13 protein-coding genes are annotated in these 15,170 nt (G+C 64.2%); 4 read left to right on the top strand and 9 right to left on the bottom strand.

The window, feature by feature from the left end:
* Positions 1–608 precede the first annotated feature (608 nt).
* Entirely contained in the window at positions 609–2,372 is a 1,764-nt protein-coding gene (locus CAG18_RS15005; RefSeq protein WP_085721122.1) for an ABC transporter transmembrane domain-containing protein, read from the bottom strand.
* A gap of 212 nt (positions 2,373–2,584) precedes the next feature.
* On the opposite strand from CAG18_RS15005, the gene CAG18_RS27105 reads away from it, so the two are divergent.
* A complete protein-coding gene (locus CAG18_RS27105; RefSeq protein ID WP_178075720.1) occupies positions 2,585–2,758 on the top strand; it encodes a PA1571 family protein in 174 nt (57 codons plus the stop codon).
* Between the two features lie 94 nt (positions 2,759–2,852).
* On the opposite strand, the gene pdxB is transcribed toward CAG18_RS27105, so the two are convergent.
* From pdxB to rlmM, 3 genes are all read right to left on the bottom strand, one after another.
* Positions 2,853–3,995, bottom strand: coding sequence for a 4-phosphoerythronate dehydrogenase PdxB (pdxB, locus tag CAG18_RS15000; protein ID WP_015269513.1), 1,143 nt, complete (start codon positions 3,993–3,995; stop codon positions 2,853–2,855).
* Between the two features lie 60 nt (positions 3,996–4,055).
* Positions 4,056–4,298: a sulfurtransferase TusA gene (tusA, locus tag CAG18_RS14995; protein WP_003248727.1), complete on the bottom strand. Its 243-nt coding sequence runs from the start codon at positions 4,296–4,298 to the stop codon at positions 4,056–4,058.
* 411 nt (positions 4,299–4,709) lie between these two features.
* Complete coding sequence (gene rlmM / locus CAG18_RS14990) at positions 4,710–5,774, bottom strand: 23S rRNA (cytidine(2498)-2'-O)-methyltransferase RlmM (RefSeq protein WP_015269512.1); 1,065 nt, start codon at positions 5,772–5,774, stop codon at positions 4,710–4,712.
* Positions 5,775–5,990: 216 nt separating this feature from the next.
* Between rlmM and acnA the strand changes: the two genes are divergently transcribed.
* From acnA to CAG18_RS14975, 3 genes are all read left to right on the top strand, one after another.
* Positions 5,991–8,732: an aconitate hydratase AcnA gene (acnA, locus tag CAG18_RS14985; RefSeq protein ID WP_015269511.1), complete on the top strand. Its 2,742-nt coding sequence runs from the start codon at positions 5,991–5,993 to the stop codon at positions 8,730–8,732.
* 198 nt (positions 8,733–8,930) lie between these two features.
* The gene (locus CAG18_RS14980; RefSeq protein ID WP_085721121.1) at positions 8,931–9,707 is read left to right on the top strand and encodes a CPBP family intramembrane glutamic endopeptidase; all 777 of its coding nucleotides are present in this window, start codon (positions 8,931–8,933) and stop codon (positions 9,705–9,707) included.
* A gap of 198 nt (positions 9,708–9,905) precedes the next feature.
* Positions 9,906–11,471: a PAS domain-containing methyl-accepting chemotaxis protein gene (locus tag CAG18_RS14975; protein ID WP_015269510.1), complete on the top strand. Its 1,566-nt coding sequence runs from the start codon at positions 9,906–9,908 to the stop codon at positions 11,469–11,471.
* Positions 11,472–11,606: 135 nt separating this feature from the next.
* Here the strand turns inward: CAG18_RS14975 and CAG18_RS14970 are convergent, their stop codons facing one another.
* The 5 genes from CAG18_RS14970 to CAG18_RS14950 form a co-directional block, all read right to left on the bottom strand.
* Positions 11,607–12,491, bottom strand: a complete 885-nt coding sequence (locus CAG18_RS14970; protein WP_085721120.1) for a pseudouridine synthase — start codon at positions 12,489–12,491, stop codon at positions 11,607–11,609.
* A gap of 51 nt (positions 12,492–12,542) precedes the next feature.
* Entirely contained in the window at positions 12,543–12,851 is a 309-nt protein-coding gene (locus tag CAG18_RS14965; protein WP_015269508.1) for a hypothetical protein, read from the bottom strand.
* Between the two features lie 65 nt (positions 12,852–12,916).
* Positions 12,917–13,348: a D-Ala-D-Ala carboxypeptidase family metallohydrolase gene (locus tag CAG18_RS14960; RefSeq protein ID WP_015269507.1), complete on the bottom strand. Its 432-nt coding sequence runs from the start codon at positions 13,346–13,348 to the stop codon at positions 12,917–12,919.
* Between the two features lie 108 nt (positions 13,349–13,456).
* Positions 13,457–13,696 (bottom strand): glutaredoxin family protein, encoded by a 240-nt coding sequence (locus tag CAG18_RS14955; RefSeq protein ID WP_004376101.1) that lies wholly within the window; start codon positions 13,694–13,696, stop codon positions 13,457–13,459.
* Positions 13,697–13,767: 71 nt separating this feature from the next.
* Positions 13,768–14,976 carry an ammonium transporter gene (locus CAG18_RS14950; protein WP_015269506.1) on the bottom strand — a complete coding sequence of 403 codons (1,209 nt, stop codon included), beginning with the start codon at positions 14,974–14,976 and terminating at the stop codon, positions 13,768–13,770.
* Positions 14,977–15,170: the final 194 nt, after the last annotated feature.

The raw sequence follows: 15,170 nt of genomic DNA, 5'->3' as shown, positions 1-15,170 counted from the left end.
CCGCCCGCCGCCAGGAATGCCTGGCGACCCTGCGCATAGGCCTGGCCCAACTGCCGGTGGCTGTCACGCAGTTGCTGCAGCGGCGCCTTGAGCCTGGCGTCGCTGCTGTCGATCAATTGCCCGAGCAGTTGCTGCACCTGCTGCTCGCGAGCCTGGAACTGCTGCCAGTACTTGTCCATGTCAGCCGGCTGGCGCCCGCGCAACAGCACATTCTTCCATTCCTGCACCTGGATCTTGAACTGCAGGTTGGCTTCGTCGATCAATTGCGAGGCCCGCAGCGGCCCATCGACCAACTCGGCATAGCCGCGCACGCTGGACGAAAGGAACTGGAAGCACACCAGGGCGATCAGCAACATCGCCACCAGACTGCCGCCGAGCAGGGAGAGAATTTGCACTCTGAGGGATTTACGCAACATCTTGGATCTCGGAAAGCAGGAGGAAGACCGGAGGGCCGCGCAAGCTGGCAACAAGGCGCAACGCAGCCCGGTTGCGGGCAGGCCAAAAAAAGGCTGCCATCAAGCAATGGCAGCCAGGTCGAGCACTTACGCAACAGTTGAGCTAGATACTCTCAGGCAAATACTACAGAAATGTTACAAGGCCACTGCAAGCTACCCCGTGTTGAACTGCAAGGCCGCCAGCCGCGCATAAAGCGGGCTCTCTTCGATCAACTGGCGATGCGTCCCCACCGCCACCAGCCGGCCCTTGTCGATGACCGCGATACGGTCGGCATGCTGGACCGTAGCCAGACGATGGGCGATCACCAGTGTGGTGCGCCCGGCCATCAGGCTGGGCAGCGCCTGCTGGATCAGGTGTTCGCTTTGTGCGTCGAGTGCGCTGGTGGCTTCGTCCAGCAACAGGATCGGCGCATCGACCAGCAACGCACGGGCAATGGCCAAGCGCTGCCGCTGCCCGCCGGACAGGCCGATGCCGCCCTCGCCCAGCGGTGTCTGGTAGCCCTGCGGCAATTGCCGGATGAATGCGTCGGCATGGGCACCCCGGGCGGCTGCCTCGACCTCGGCCAGGGTCGCCTCGGGCCGGCCATAGCGGATGTTGGCCTCGACCGTGCCGCGAAACAGCGAGGGGTTCTGTGCCACCAGGGCGAACTGCTGGCGCAGGTGATCGGGGTCGAGTTCGGTGATCGCCCGGCCATCGAGCAGGATGCGCCCCTGCTGGGGGTCGTAGAAGCGCAGCAACAAATCGAACAAGGTCGACTTGCCCGCCCCCGACGGGCCCACCAGCGCCACGGTCTGCCCCGGCTCGATGGTCAGGCTCAGGCCATCGACAGCTGCCACCGAGGGCCGTGACGGGTAGGCGAACACCAACTGCTGCAGTTCGATACGCCCACTGGCCCGCTGCTGCGGCAGCACCTGCGCCACGGCGGGCGGCAGGATTGCACTGCGCGCCGCCAACAGTTCGGCAATGCGCTCGGCGGCGCCCGCCGCCCTTTGCAACTCGCCGATCACCTCGCTGAGGGTGCCGAAAGCGCTGCCTACGATCAGGCTGTAGAACACGAAGGCGGCCAGTTCGCCCGCGGAAATACGTCCGGCGATCACGTCCATGCCGCCAACCCACAACATCACCCCCACCGCTCCCAGAACCAGCACGATCACCAGGGTGATAAGCCAGGCGCGCTGGGCAATCCTCTGCCGGGCCACGGCAAACGCCGCTTCGACCGTGCCGGCGAACAGCTGGCGGTCATGCGCCTGGTGGTTGTAGGCCTGCACGGTCTTGATCTGCCCGAGGGTCTCGGCCACATAGCTGCCCACATCGGCCACCCGGTCCTGGCTCTGCCGCGACAGGCTGCGTACCCGGCGGCCAAACAGCAGGATCGGCGCCAGCACCAGCGGCAGGGCCACCACCACGATGCTGGTGAGCTTGGGGTTGGTGATGAACAGCAACACCACGCCACCGATGACCATCAGCGCGTTGCGCAGGAACATCGACAGCGAAGAGCCGATTACCGATTGCAGCAAGGTGGTGTCGGCGGTCAGCCGCGACTGGATCTCGGAGCTGCGGTTGTCTTCGAAAAACCCGGGATGCAGGCCGATCAGGTGGTCGAACACGGCCCGACGGATATCGGCCACGCAGCGCTCGCCGATCCACGACACCAGGTAGAAGCGGCTGAAGGTACCCACCGCCAGGGCCAACACCAGCAGCAGGAACAGGCCGATGGTCTGGTTGAGCTGATGCGCGGAGCGGGTCATGAAGCCCTGGTCCACCAGCAGGCGGATGCCCTGGCCCATGGACAGGGTGATGGCGGCGGTGACTACCAGGGCCAGCAAGGCCAGCAGCACCTGGCGACGGTACGGACGGACAAACTGCCAACCCAGGCGCAAGGCTCGGCGTTGACGCGGGGAAACCGATTCGGGCATGGCGCTGACCACATTGGCGGGAAACCGCAGCCTACCACTCATCCACGCCTGTGGAACCCTTTCAGGGTTGCTATAGCCTATCGGTCTAACCAGGCTATGGAGCTTTACTGACGTTTCTGTTGGACTGTGCCTGCCGTGACCCTGCAGGTACTGTCACAGGCCAGTCACGGCACAGGGTTAACCTGCGCTTGAACCTGATGAGGAGACAATACATGAGCTTGCAACATGGCAGCGACAACCAGAAGCCCCGGGCTACCCCACAACCGCAGGTGTGCGGTTCGATCATCGATGCGAAGGGGCGCGAAGTACCGATCACCGAGCAGATGATCCAGCAGGCCTGCAAGGCCCTGGAAGAAAGCCGGGTCGAGCGCGTACGCAAAGGTTGATCGGCGAATTCCTTGCAACCCGGCGCTTGCGCCGGGTTTTTATTTGCCTGAATCCTGTACCCGCGAAGAGGCCGGCACAGCTTTCAAATGGCTGTCAGACCAACACCCCACCCAAGGCACTGACCAGCTGCGCCAACTGCGGCGACTCCCCGCGCAAGCGCACCGCCAGCCCCTCGATCTCGCGCCGTGGCGGGTACTGCTTGCGCAACTGGTCGAACGCTGCACGCTGCTGCTGCGGGTCGTCGCTGAGGCTGCGGCGGAAATCGGCATCGTCGCGGCGTGGGTCGTACACTGCGCGGCACAGGGTGGCCAAGGCCCAGGCCGGGTCGGCGCTGGCATCCAGCTCGATCTGCGCCAGCGGCGGCCGGGGCAGCAGGTCGGCCAGTTGCACCTGTTCATCCACACCGAGGAAGCGGCACAGCGCCTGGTAGATCTGCGCCGTACCACGCTGGCGGCCGTCGAGGCTGTAGCCGGCAATGTGCGGCGAAGCCAATGTGCACAGGTCGGCCAGTTGCAGGTCGACCTGCGGCTCACCCTCCCACACATCCAGCACCGCATGCAGGTCTTCGCGGTCCAGCAGCAATTCGCGCAGGGCGGCGTTGTCCACTACCGGGCCACGGCTGGCGTTGACCAGCCAGGCACCGGGGCGCAACTGCGCCAGCTGCGCCTGGCCCAGCAGGTGCCAGGTCGGGTGGTCGCCGCCACGCTGCAAGGGGGTGTGCAGGCTGATCACATCGCACTGTTGCAGGATGGTCTCGAGGCTGACGTAGTCACCGCCCTCGGCGGCCTGGCGCAGCGGGTCGCATACCAGTACCTTCCAGCCCAGGCCGTGCAGCACCCGCACCAGGCGGCCACCCACCTCACCCGCGCCCACCACGCCATACACGCGCTCGGGCAGTGCCACGCCATCCAGCTCGGCCAGGGTCAGCAGGCTGCCCAGCACATAATCGACCACGCCGCGGGCGTTGCAGCCCGGTGCGCTGCTCCAGTGGATGCCGGCTTCGGCAAAGTAGTTCAGGTCGAGGTGGTCGGTGCCGATGGTGCAGGTGCCGACGAAGCGCACGCGGCTGCCTTCGAGCAACTGTCGGTCGACCTTGGTCACCGAGCGCACCAGTAGAATGTCGGCGTCCCTTACGCTGGCGGCATCGAGGCTTCGGCCGGGGTAACGGCGGATTTCGCCGAAACCCTGGAAGAATGCATCGAGCAGCGGGATGTTCTCGTCGGCAACTATCAGCATGGCGCTCTCCTGTCTGGGGAACGCAGTGTAGGCGCAACGCCGGGCGTGTTCCAGAGCGGTTCAGTCGGCTTTCTTGCGGATCCAGTACAGGAAGGTACCGGCGTCTTCCTGCTGCTGCAGCAGTTCGTGGCCGAGGAAGTTGCAGAACTTGGGGATATCGCGGCGGGTCGAGGGGTCGGTGGCGATGACCTTGAGCAGGCCGCCAGCGGCCAGGTTGCGCACGTGCTGGTGCAGCATCATTACCGGTTCCGGGCAGTTCAGGCCGGTGGCGTCGAGGATGGCGTCGGGGGTGAAATCGGTCATGGGGGGCTCCGCAAATGATCGCTATTGTCGCGCATCGCGCCATTTCGACCAAGGGGCCTCAGACGCATGCCTTAAGGTTTGTGTGTGCGTCGAGATCGAGCGCCGCCCGCGCGGCGCTTCGCGGGACAAGCCCGCTCCCACATCTGTTTCGGGCCAATTACTCCTGCGCCAGATGGGTTGCAGCCCTGGGGCATGGCTGAAGATCGATGAAGAGCAGTCGCGCCCCCTCGATATCGAATGGAACAAACAAGGCGGACACAGGTGCCCTCACAGGAGTGACTGGCCCGAAACAGATGTGGGAGCGGGCTTGCCCCGAGAAGCGCCGCGCGGGCGGCGCTCGATCTCAACACCAACCAAAAACTCAAGCCATGCACCTGCAACCCCACAGAACCCAAACCCTGCGCCCGAAACTCAGCGCGGTTTCAAGTCCAACCGGCGCAGATGGCAGGTCACTTCCTCGCGGTCGTGATACAGCTGCTTGCAAGCAATCGACACCTTGATCTTGCGCGCCTTGAAGGTCGCCTCCATGCGGTCGAGCAGACGGCGTACCTCGGCATAGCGCTGTTTCATCGGCAGCTTCAGGTTGACCACAGCTTCACGGCACAACCCCTCGCCCAGCCAGGTCTCGATCAGCGAGGTGGTACGGGCCGGTTTCTCGACGATGTCGCACACCATCCAGTCCACCGGCTGCTTCGGTTGCCAGGTGAAACCATCGGCCATCAGGTGCTGAACCAACCCGGTGTCCATCAGGCTTTCGGCCATCGGCCCGTTGTCGATGGCGGTCACCAGCATGCCCCGGCGCACCAGCTGGTAGGTCCAGCCACCCGGCGAGGCTCCCAGGTCGACACCGGTCATGTCATCGCCCAGGCGCTGCTCCCACTGCTCGCGCGGGATGAACTGATGCCAGGCCTCTTCCAGCTTGAGGGTCGAGCGGCTGGGCGCCTCGCGGGGGAACTTCAGACGCGGGATGCCCATGGGCCACAGTGCACTGTTGCTGGCCAGAGCAACACCGGCAAATACCCGGCGGCCGCTGATGAAGGTGAGCAGCAGGCGTGGGCGGCTGGCGTCGTCGACCAGGCGGCCAGCCTTTTCCAGGGCCTTGCGCAGCGGCACCTCGAACTTGCGGCAGAAGGTGGACAGTTCCTTGCCTTCGTTACTGTCCAGCACCTCCAGCCACAGGCTGCCGAACACCGGGAACCCGGCCAGATGCGCCAGCAGCACACTGATGCGGTCGCTTTCCGGCAGTTCGACATAACCGCCACGAGCCCACTGCCGCGGGAAAATCAGCTGGTTGAAGCGCAGTTCCCCCATCAAGCGCTCGGCACCGCCCTCCTCGCTACAGACAAACTCGGCACTGGCACTCTGCGGCTTGCCTTTGGCATAGCCGGCAACGCCCAGGCGGGCGGCATGTTCGCTGATTTCGGCGCACACCTCACCCTCGAAACCGGGCCGGCAATGCATGAACAGGGTATTCATCTCTCACTCCACTACGGCTGGCGCGCCACAGGCGCCGGCAGGGCGGCGATGATAAAGGAAGATCGGAACCTGCGACACGCCCCGCCGGTCCAGAAAAGGGTCAGGTGGCGCAAAGCGGTCTAACCTGACCTTTCAGCCAGGTCCGTGCCGTGCGGATCGATACACAGCGGTGCCACCGGCATATCTTGCCAGGCACCTGCGCAGAAGGAGTTGGCAATGCCCTCGCTCGATAGCCTGAATACCCTCAAATCCCTCAAGGTCGGCGACCAGACCTACCACTACTTCAGCCTCACCGAGGCCGCCCGCCAACTGGGCGACCTGCAGCGCCTGCCCATGTCGCTGAAGGTACTGCTGGAAAACCTGCTGCGCTGGGAGGACGGCAAGACCGTCACCGGCGACGACCTGCGCGCCCTCGCCCAATGGCTGGGCGAGCGACGCTCCGACCGCGAGATCCAGTACCGCCCGGCGCGGGTGCTGATGCAGGACTTCACCGGTGTGCCGGCCGTGGTCGACCTGGCCGCCATGCGCGCTGCCATGGCCAAGGCCGGCGGCGACCCGCAGAGGATCAACCCACTTTCACCCGTGGACCTGGTGATCGACCATTCGGTGATGGTCGACCGCTACGGCACGCCGCAGGCCTTCAGCGAGAACGTCGACATCGAAATGCAGCGCAACGGCGAGCGCTATGCCTTCCTGCGCTGGGGCCAGAGCGCCTTCGACAACTTCCGCGTGGTACCGCCGGGCACTGGTATTTGCCACCAGGTCAACCTCGAATACCTCGGTCGCACCGTCTGGACCCGTGAGGCCGATGGCCGCACCTACGCCTTCCCCGACACCCTGGTCGGTACCGATTCGCATACCACCATGATCAACGGCCTCGGCGTGCTCGGCTGGGGCGTGGGCGGCATCGAAGCGGAGGCGGCTATGCTCGGCCAGCCGGTGTCGATGCTGATCCCTGAAGTGATCGGCTTCAAGCTGACCGGCAAGCTGCGCGAAGGCATCACCGCCACCGACCTGGTGCTGACGGTGACGCAGATGCTGCGCAAGAAGGGCGTGGTGGGCAAGTTCGTCGAGTTCTATGGCGACGGCCTGGCCGAGCTGCCCTTGGCCGACCGGGCAACCATCGCCAACATGGCCCCGGAATACGGTGCCACCTGCGGCTTCTTCCCCGTCGACCAGGTGACCCTGGACTACCTGCGCCTGTCCGGCCGCCCCGAGGCGACGGTGCAACTGGTCGAGCAGTACTGCAAAGCCCAGGGCTTGTGGCGGCAGCCGGGCCAGGAGCCACTGTTCAGCGACAGCCTGGCGCTGGACATGCAAGAGGTCGAGGCCAGCCTGGCCGGGCCCAAGCGGCCGCAGGACCGGGTAGCCCTGGGCCAGGTCAGCCAGGCCTTCGACCACTTCATCGAACTGCAACCCAAACCGCTGGCCAAAGAGGTCAGCCGCCTGGAAAGCGAAGGTGGCGGCGGCGTGGCGGTGGGCAACGCCGACCAGGCCGGGGAGATCGACTACAGCCATCAAGGCCAGACCCACACCCTGCGCGATGGCGCCGTGGTGATTGCCGCGATCACCTCGTGTACCAACACCTCGAACCCCAGCGTGATGATGGCCGCCGGGCTGGTGGCGAAAAAGGCCCTGGAAAAAGGCCTGCAACGCAAACCCTGGGTCAAGAGCTCGCTGGCGCCGGGCTCCAAGGTGGTCACCGACTACTTCAAGGCCGCCGGGCTAACCACCTATCTGGACCAATTGGGGTTCGACCTGGTCGGCTATGGCTGCACAACCTGCATCGGCAACTCCGGCCCGCTGGATGAAGCGATCGAAAAAGCCATCGGCAGCGCCGACCTCACGGTGGCTTCTGTGTTGTCGGGTAACCGCAACTTCGAAGGCCGCGTGCACCCGCTGGTCAAGACCAACTGGCTGGCCTCGCCGCCACTGGTGGTGGCCTATGCCCTGGCCGGCAGCGTACGCCTGGACCTGACCCGCGACCCTCTGGGCACTGGCAAGGATGGCCAACCGGTGTACCTGCGCGACATCTGGCCCAGCCAGCAGGAAATTGCCGCTGCCGTGGCCAAGGTAGACACGGCGATGTTCCACAAGGAATACGCCGAAGTGTTCGCCGGCGATGCACAGTGGCAGGCCATCGAGGTACCGCAGGCGGCCACCTACGTTTGGCAGGCCGATTCTACCTATATCCAGCATCCGCCGTTCTTCGACGACATCGGCGGGCCACCCCCGCAGGTCACCGACATCCAGGGTGCGCGGATCCTGGCACTACTGGGTGACTCGGTGACCACCGACCACATTTCCCCAGCTGGCAACATCAAGGCCGACAGCCCGGCCGGGCGCTACCTGCGTGAGCAGGGCGTGGAGCCCCACGACTTCAACTCCTACGGCTCACGGCGTGGCAACCATGAAGTGATGATGCGCGGCACCTTCGCCAACATCCGCATCCGCAACGAAATGCTGGCGGGCGAAGAAGGTGGCAACACCCTGCACGTGCCCAGTGGCGAGAAGCTGTCGATCTACGACGCGGCGATGCGCTACCAGCAGGAAGGCACGCCGCTGGTGGTGATCGCCGGCCAGGAATACGGCACCGGCTCGAGCCGCGACTGGGCCGCCAAAGGCACCAACCTGCTGGGGGTCAAAGCGGTACTGGCGGAAAGCTTCGAGCGCATTCACCGCTCCAACCTGGTAGGCATGGGCGTACTGCCGCTGCAATTCAAGGCCGGGCACAACCGCAAGCAGCTAGGGCTGACCGGCAAGGAGAAGATCGATGTGCTGGGCTTGAACGGTACACAGATCCGCCCGGGCATGAGCTTGCCCTTGCGCATCACCCGCGAGGATGGGCAGCACGAGCAGATCGAGGTGCTGTGCCGGATCGATACTGTGAATGAAGTGGAATACTTCAAGGCAGGGGGAATATTGCATTATGTGTTGCGGCAGCTGATTGCTGGTTGAGGCGCGTATGCTTGGGGCTGCTGTGCAGCCCATCGCCTGTAGGAGCGGCCTTGTGTCGCGATGGGGCGCGCAGCGGCCCCGCTCGATAGCGGCGGCGGAGCTGAAATCTGGGGCCGCCATGCGGCCCATCGCGACACAAGGCCGCTCCTACAAGCGACGCGTAGCGGCCCGTTTCTGCTTACCCGAGAAGGACTACTCGTGCCCCGTTCCAACCTGTTCACCCTGCTTCTGCTGGCACTCGGCTACACCCTCGCCCTGAGCCACGGCAACCTCGGCATCACTACCCTGCCCACCTTTCTCGCCCTGCTTGCCAGCGCCCTGCTCGCTCGCCGCCCCCAGCGCTGGCAACAAGCCCTCGGCCACACGTTGTTCATCCTACTGGCCATCGCCCTGGCATTGCACTGGCTGCCCGGCTTCAACGCTGCCAAGGTCATCGACGGCGTTGTCCTCAGCCCTGGCGCCCTGCCCTTCACGATGTACCTGAACCTGGACAAACCGCTGATCGGCGCCTGGCTGCTGCTGGCCTGCCCTTGGTTGTTCCTGTGGCGTAGCCAGGGCCTGGCGACCAGCCTGCTGTACGCCCTGCCCCTGACCCTGCTCGCCTGCCTGGGCGGCGCCTGGGCAATGGGCATGCTGGGCTGGGCCCCGAAATGGCCCGACCAGGCCTGGCTATGGCTGCTGAACAACCTGCTGCTGGTAAGCCTGACCGAAGAACTGTTGTTCCGTGGTTACATCCAGGCCGGCCTGCAACGGCTGCTGCGCCACCAAGGGCTGGCATTGTTCGCCGCCGCCTTGCTGTTCGGCCTGGCACACCTGGGGGCCGGCTGGCAATGGGTGTACCTGGCCACCCTTGCCGGTATCGGCTACGGCCTGGCGTACCGCTGGGGCGGCGTGGCGGCGGCGGTGCTCTGCCATTTTGGCCTGAACCTGGTGCATTTCACCCTGTTCAGCTATCCGATGCTGGCTCTTGGCTAGCCATTCGGTCATCATTCGACTTATCCGTCATGAAACAGCAGTAAAAACGAAATAATGACGCTAAATTGCTTGAACGTGCTCGTTGGCTAACCCAGATCGACTGATGGCCAGTTGCCACAGGTCAAGCACATTAATTATTCATTCAATAAAACCAGCGGCTTGCCGATACCAGTCGAAAGCCCTGCGGACTATCAACCCATGCGTAACAACCAGCCGATTACCCAGAGAGAACGGACTTTCCCTGCCCAGCAGCGGTTGATCTCCACCACCAATGCCAAAGGTGTGATCACTTACTGCAACGATGCCTTCATCGAGATCAGTGGTTTCACCCGCGAAGAACTGACCGGTGCGCCGCACAACCTGGTGCGCCACCCCGACGTGCCGCCAGCGGTGTTTGCTCACATGTGGCAAACCCTCAAGCAGGGCCAGCCGTGGATGGGCATCGTCAAGAACCGCTGCAAGTCCGGCGACCATTACTGGGTCAACGCCTATGTCACGCCGATCTTCGACAACAACCAGGTGGTCGGCTTCGAATCGGTGCGGGTCAAGCCCACCGCCGAGCAGGTCCGCCGCGCCGAGGCGCTGTACCAGCGCATCAACCAGGGCAAGCCGCCGGTACCGCGCCGGGACAAGTGGCTACCGGTGCTGCAGGACTGGTTGCCGTTCATCCTGATCAGCCAGGTGGGCTTCCTGATCGGCAACTGGCTGGGCCATTCCTGGGGCTTCGCCCTGGCTGCCGGGCTTTCCGTACCGCTGGGCCTGCTGGGCCTGAGCTGGCAGCAACGTGGCCTCAAGCGCCTGCTGCGCCTGGCCGAGCAAACCACCTCCGACCCGCTGATCGCGCAGATGTACACCGACAGCCGGGGCGTGCAGGCGCGCCTGGAAATGGCCATGCTCAGCCAGGACGCGCGCATGAAAACCTGCCTGACCCGCCTGCAGGACAGCGCCGAACACCTCAGCGAACAGGCGCGCCAGTCTGACGCGCTTGCGCACAAGAGCTCTTCGGGCCTGGAGCGCCAGCGAGTGGAGACCGAGCAGGTTGCCGCTGCGGTCAACCAGATGGCCGCCACCACCCAGGAAGTGGCCAACCACGTGCAGCGCACCGCCGATGCCACCCAGGAAGCCAACCGCCTGACCAGCCAGGGCCGTCAGATTGCCGGTGAAACCCGCGAGGCCATCGAGCGCCTGTCGGCGGCGGTGGGCGAAACCGGCCAGACGGTGACGCAACTGGCCAAGGACAGCGACGAGATTGGTGGCGTGGTCGATGTGATCAAGGGCATCGCCGACCAGACTAACCTGCTGGCGCTGAACGCGGCGATCGAAGCGGCACGTGCCGGTGAAATGGGCCGAGGCTTTGCCGTGGTGGCCGACGAAGTGCGCCAGCTGGCCCAGCGCACTGCCGAATCCACCGGGCAGATCCACGGCCTGATCGCCAAGCTGCAACAAACCGCCAGCAATGCCGTACTGACCATGGAAACCGGCCATCGCCAGGCGCAGGAAGGCGTCGACCGTGTGATGCAGGCCGACGAGGCGCTGGTGGGTATCAGTGAAGCGGTGGCCAACATCACCGACATGGCCACCCAGATTGCTGCAGCGACCGAAGAGCAGACTGCAGTGGCTGACGAGATCAGCCGCAACATCAGCACCATCGCCGACCTGGCCGACCAGACTGCCGAACAGGCCCAGCACTCGGCGCTGCTCAGCGAAGAGCTGACCAGTACGGCGGGTACCCAGTACTCGCTGGTGGAGCGGTTCAACCGCTAGGGCCCTGTAGGAGCGGCCTTGTGTCGCGATGGGCCGCGAAGCGGCCCCTGGAGTTCAGCGGTGATGCAAAAAATGCCGGGGCCGCTTCGCGGCCCATCGCGACACAAGGCCGCTCCTACAACGACCCCGTCCAGACTACCAATCCAGCTGCAAACAGCTCTCGAAGTAGCGTTCTTCCCCGCTCAGCGGGTCTGCAAAGCGCAGGCTCTGCGCCAGCAACTTCAGCGGCCGCTGGTAGTCGTCCTCGTCGTTGAGAAGCTGCGGATAGAACGGGTCATTGCAGATCCCCGCCCCCAGCGCCGCCATGTGCACGCGCAACTGATGGGTCTTGCCAGTTACCGGCGACAGCCCGTAACGCCAGAGCTCGCCATTCTTCTCCAGCACTTCGGCCAGGGTTTCGCTGTTGGCCTCCCCCTCTACCTCGTGCATGCGGAAAAACGGCTCGCCATGTACCAGGCGACTTTTGTGCACCAGCGGGAAATCGTGCTGCGGCATGGCCGCCGCAATTGCCTGGTAGCGCTTGTCGATGCGTCGTTCGGGGAACAGCCGCTGGTAGGCACTGCGGCTCTGCGGGTTGGCGGAAAACAGCACAAGCCCGGCGGTATGCCGGTCGATACGGTGCAACGGCACCAGATGCGGGTTGCCCAGGCGGCGGATCAGGCGGCGCAGCAAGGTCTGTTCGACGTATTCACCAGTCGGCGTCACAGGCAGGAAATGCGGCTTGTCGGCTACCACCAGGTGCTCATCCACATGCAGTATGGCCTCCTGCACCGGGATCGGCCGCTCGTTCGGCACCTCACGGAAGTAGTGCAATCGCATACCGCGCTTGTAAGGCAGTTCGGCGGAAACCGCCCGCCCTTCGGCATCAAGCACCCGGCCACGGGCAAAACGATCGAGCCACTGGGCGCGGTCGATGGCCTTGAAATAGTCACACAGGCAGTCGAGCACCGTCGCCCAGTTACCGGGGGGCAGGCACACCGTGCTGGCTTGCTGGCGGGCGGGGTCGAAAGGCGTGGTCATGGCAGGGCTCGAAACGTTCACGGCCGCGCATTATCCCCCAAGCCCGCGCCCTCAACCAGCCTGGGCAATGGCCTCGCAGCGATCCCTCAGCCAGCGCAACACCTGCACCGGCTCCCAGCGCCCAGGGTCGTAGAGGGCATACAGCAACCCCTGATACCCCACCACATCCAGCCCGCGGTGATAGCCGGCACGCTGGAACAGGGCCTCGATCTCGGCGAAGCAGGTATTGAAGTGGACCTTGCCGAACGGCGTGCGGTCGTCGGTCACCAGGCCTTCGAGGCGCAGTTCCAGAACAGCGTCGGCCACCCGCTCGACAGGCATGCGGTTGACGCTGTACTTGAGTTGCTCGACATTGAGCATGGCTTCACCTCGATACTGTATTTATATACAGCATACGAATATCCCCTTGCCGCCGTCAATGCGCTTCATTGCAGGCCCGGCAGATAGCCGGTGCCTTTACGGATGGTCAACACCTGGCGCCGAGGGACGCCGCGCGACACGGCCAGGTGCACCCAGTCATCGAATTCGAGGATCAGCTGGTCGAAGGGGATGGTGCTTTCGCTGATCCGTCGCACAACCTCGCGCGGGGTCACTTCAATCACCGTGAAATCAGCCGCCAGCCCCTGCAGATGCTTGCTCGTCAGCGTCCCGCCAATACGCTGGTTGACTGCGGGGCTGCGATAGCCACTGCTGACGATGACCGGTGCGCCGAACAGCGCGCGCACCTGCTCCAGTGCATTGCACAGCAACTGCAGGTTGGCACGCGCCTCGGCTGGAGGATTGTTGTCGAGCCCTTCCCTGGCGGCGAGCTGCGAAACAGTCATTTCATCGAGGGTGAAATGGGGGGTAATGCGCATGGCTGGATTCCTGATGACCGGTGAAGGATGCCGGCCTCAACGTGCCGGCAGCGGATCATCACAACGCTGCACACCGCATGGAGCAGGGACAGACCTCCCCTTGCGCAATTACTGCGCGAGAAACGCCACCACCTGTTCGGCATCGAACGGCCAGTGCAGCTCGGCGCCGTTGTCACAACGGCGCAGCACCGGAATGATCAGGCCATAGCGTTCGAACAGAGTTTCGTTCTCGGCAATGTCGACCAGTTCCACCAGCAGGCCATGATCGACGAAGGGCATCAGCACGGCCTCGGCCACTTCACACAGGTGGCAGCCGAGGGTGCCGAACAGTTGGCATTCAGGCAGCATGGGGGCAAGTCCGCTTTGGCAGAGAGAAACCTATTCTAGGTCCGTCCTGCCCACAGTGCACCTGACCTGGCTCAATCCTGGCTGGTGGCGCCGATACGGTGTAGCGACAGGTCCGCGCCCTGGAACTCCTGCTCATGGCTCAAGCGCAGCCCATGCAGCGCGCGGATTGCACCATACACGGCAAAACCGCCGGCCAATGCCACCACCACGCCCATCAGGCTGCCCAGCAATTGGCTGACCAGGCTGACACCGCCCATGCCACCCAGCACCTCCTGGCCGAAGATGCCGCAGGCCATGCCACCCCATACACCGCACAGGCCATGCAACGGCCACACACCCAGCACATCGTCGATCTTCCAGCGGTTCTGCGCCGCGGTGAAGGTCCAGACGAACAGCGCCCCCGCCACCAGGCCGGTGGCCAGCGCACCAATCGGGTGCATCAGGTCGGAACCGGCACAAACCGCCACCAGCCCGGCCAGCGGCCCGTTATGCAGGAAGCCCGGGTCGTTACGCCCGGCCAGCAAGGCCGACAGGGTGCCACCGACCATGGCCATCAGCGAGTTGATCGCCACCAGGCCGCTGACACCTTGCAGGGTCTGGGCACTCATGACGTTGAAGCCGAACCAGCCGATGATCAGGATCCACGACCCCAATGCCAAAAAGGGAATGCTCGACGGGGCAAACGCCACCAACCGGCCATCGCGGTAGCGCCCACGGCGCGCACCCAGCAGCAACACCGCCGCCAGCGCCAGCCAGCCGCCCATGGCATGCACCACCACCGAGCCGGCAAAATCATGGAACGGCGCGCCGAAGCGTGCCTGCAACCAGGCCTGGACGCCCAGGTTGCCGTTCCACACCACGCCCTCGAAGAACGGGTAGATGAACGCTACGATCAATGCCGTGGCACACAGCTGCGGCACAAATCGCGCCCGCTCTGCGATGCCCCCGGAGATGATTGCCGGGATCGCCGCAGCGAAGGTCAGCAGGAAGAAGCACTTGACCAGCGCATAGCCATGGTCGGCCGCCAACGCTGCCGCCGGCTGGAAGAAGCTGACCCCGTAGGCGATCCAGTAGCCGATGAAGAAGTACACCAATGCCGAAATAGCGAAGTCGCTGAGAATCTTCGACAAGGCGTTGACCTGGTTCTTGTGGCGTACAGTGCCCACTTCGAGAAACGCGAAGCCGGCATGCATGGCCAGCACCAGGATGGCGCCCATGAGAATGAACAGGGTGTTTGAACCGTGGACCAGAGAGTCCATCGCGCTGTGCATGTTTTCCATGAAATAGGCAGACCTGCTGAAAAAGGCACCAGGACAGTTCAAGAACCTGCATCCCTGCACCGAATCGGTGCCAGCTCCCTGCCCCGTTTCGGTGAACCGGGCGGAGCCTGCTTGGTTTTTTCTTGGGTTTGTCGTGGATTGAGTTAAGGTTTATCGGTATCCGCTGCGCTGACGCCCTGAATCGGCGCAATACC

This window comes from Pseudomonas sp. B22(2017), assembly GCF_002113105.1.
Taxonomy (GTDB): Bacteria; Pseudomonadota; Gammaproteobacteria; order Pseudomonadales; family Pseudomonadaceae; genus Aquipseudomonas; species Aquipseudomonas asiatica.
Note: the sequence above shows the minus strand (reverse complement) of the source record. Positions and strands in the feature narration are given on the sequence as shown.

Excerpts from the sequence above, each read along its gene's own strand:
- CAG18_RS14970 (WP_085721120.1), bottom strand. The coding sequence starts at position 12,491 with ATGACCACGCCTTTCGACCCCGCCCGCCAGCAAGCCAGCACGGTGTGC.
- CAG18_RS14965 (WP_015269508.1), bottom strand. The coding sequence starts at position 12,851 with ATGCTCAATGTCGAGCAACTCAAGTACAGCGTCAACCGCATGCCTGTC.
- acnA (WP_015269511.1), top strand. The coding sequence starts at position 5,991 with ATGCCCTCGCTCGATAGCCTGAATACCCTCAAATCCCTCAAGGTCGGC.
- CAG18_RS15005 (WP_085721122.1), bottom strand. The coding sequence starts at position 2,372 with ATGCCCGAATCGGTTTCCCCGCGTCAACGCCGAGCCTTGCGCCTGGGT.
- tusA (WP_003248727.1), bottom strand. The coding sequence starts at position 4,298 with ATGACCGATTTCACCCCCGACGCCATCCTCGACGCCACCGGCCTGAAC.
- CAG18_RS14955 (WP_004376101.1), bottom strand. The coding sequence starts at position 13,696 with ATGCTGCCTGAATGCCAACTGTTCGGCACCCTCGGCTGCCACCTGTGT.
- CAG18_RS14950 (WP_015269506.1), bottom strand. The coding sequence starts at position 14,976 with ATGGAAAACATGCACAGCGCGATGGACTCTCTGGTCCACGGTTCAAAC.
- pdxB (WP_015269513.1), bottom strand. The coding sequence starts at position 3,995 with ATGCTGATAGTTGCCGACGAGAACATCCCGCTGCTCGATGCATTCTTC.
- CAG18_RS27105 (WP_178075720.1), top strand. The coding sequence starts at position 2,585 with ATGAGCTTGCAACATGGCAGCGACAACCAGAAGCCCCGGGCTACCCCA.
- CAG18_RS14975 (WP_015269510.1), top strand. The coding sequence starts at position 9,906 with ATGCGTAACAACCAGCCGATTACCCAGAGAGAACGGACTTTCCCTGCC.
- CAG18_RS14960 (WP_015269507.1), bottom strand. The coding sequence starts at position 13,348 with ATGCGCATTACCCCCCATTTCACCCTCGATGAAATGACTGTTTCGCAG.
- rlmM (WP_015269512.1), bottom strand. The coding sequence starts at position 5,774 with ATGAATACCCTGTTCATGCATTGCCGGCCCGGTTTCGAGGGTGAGGTG.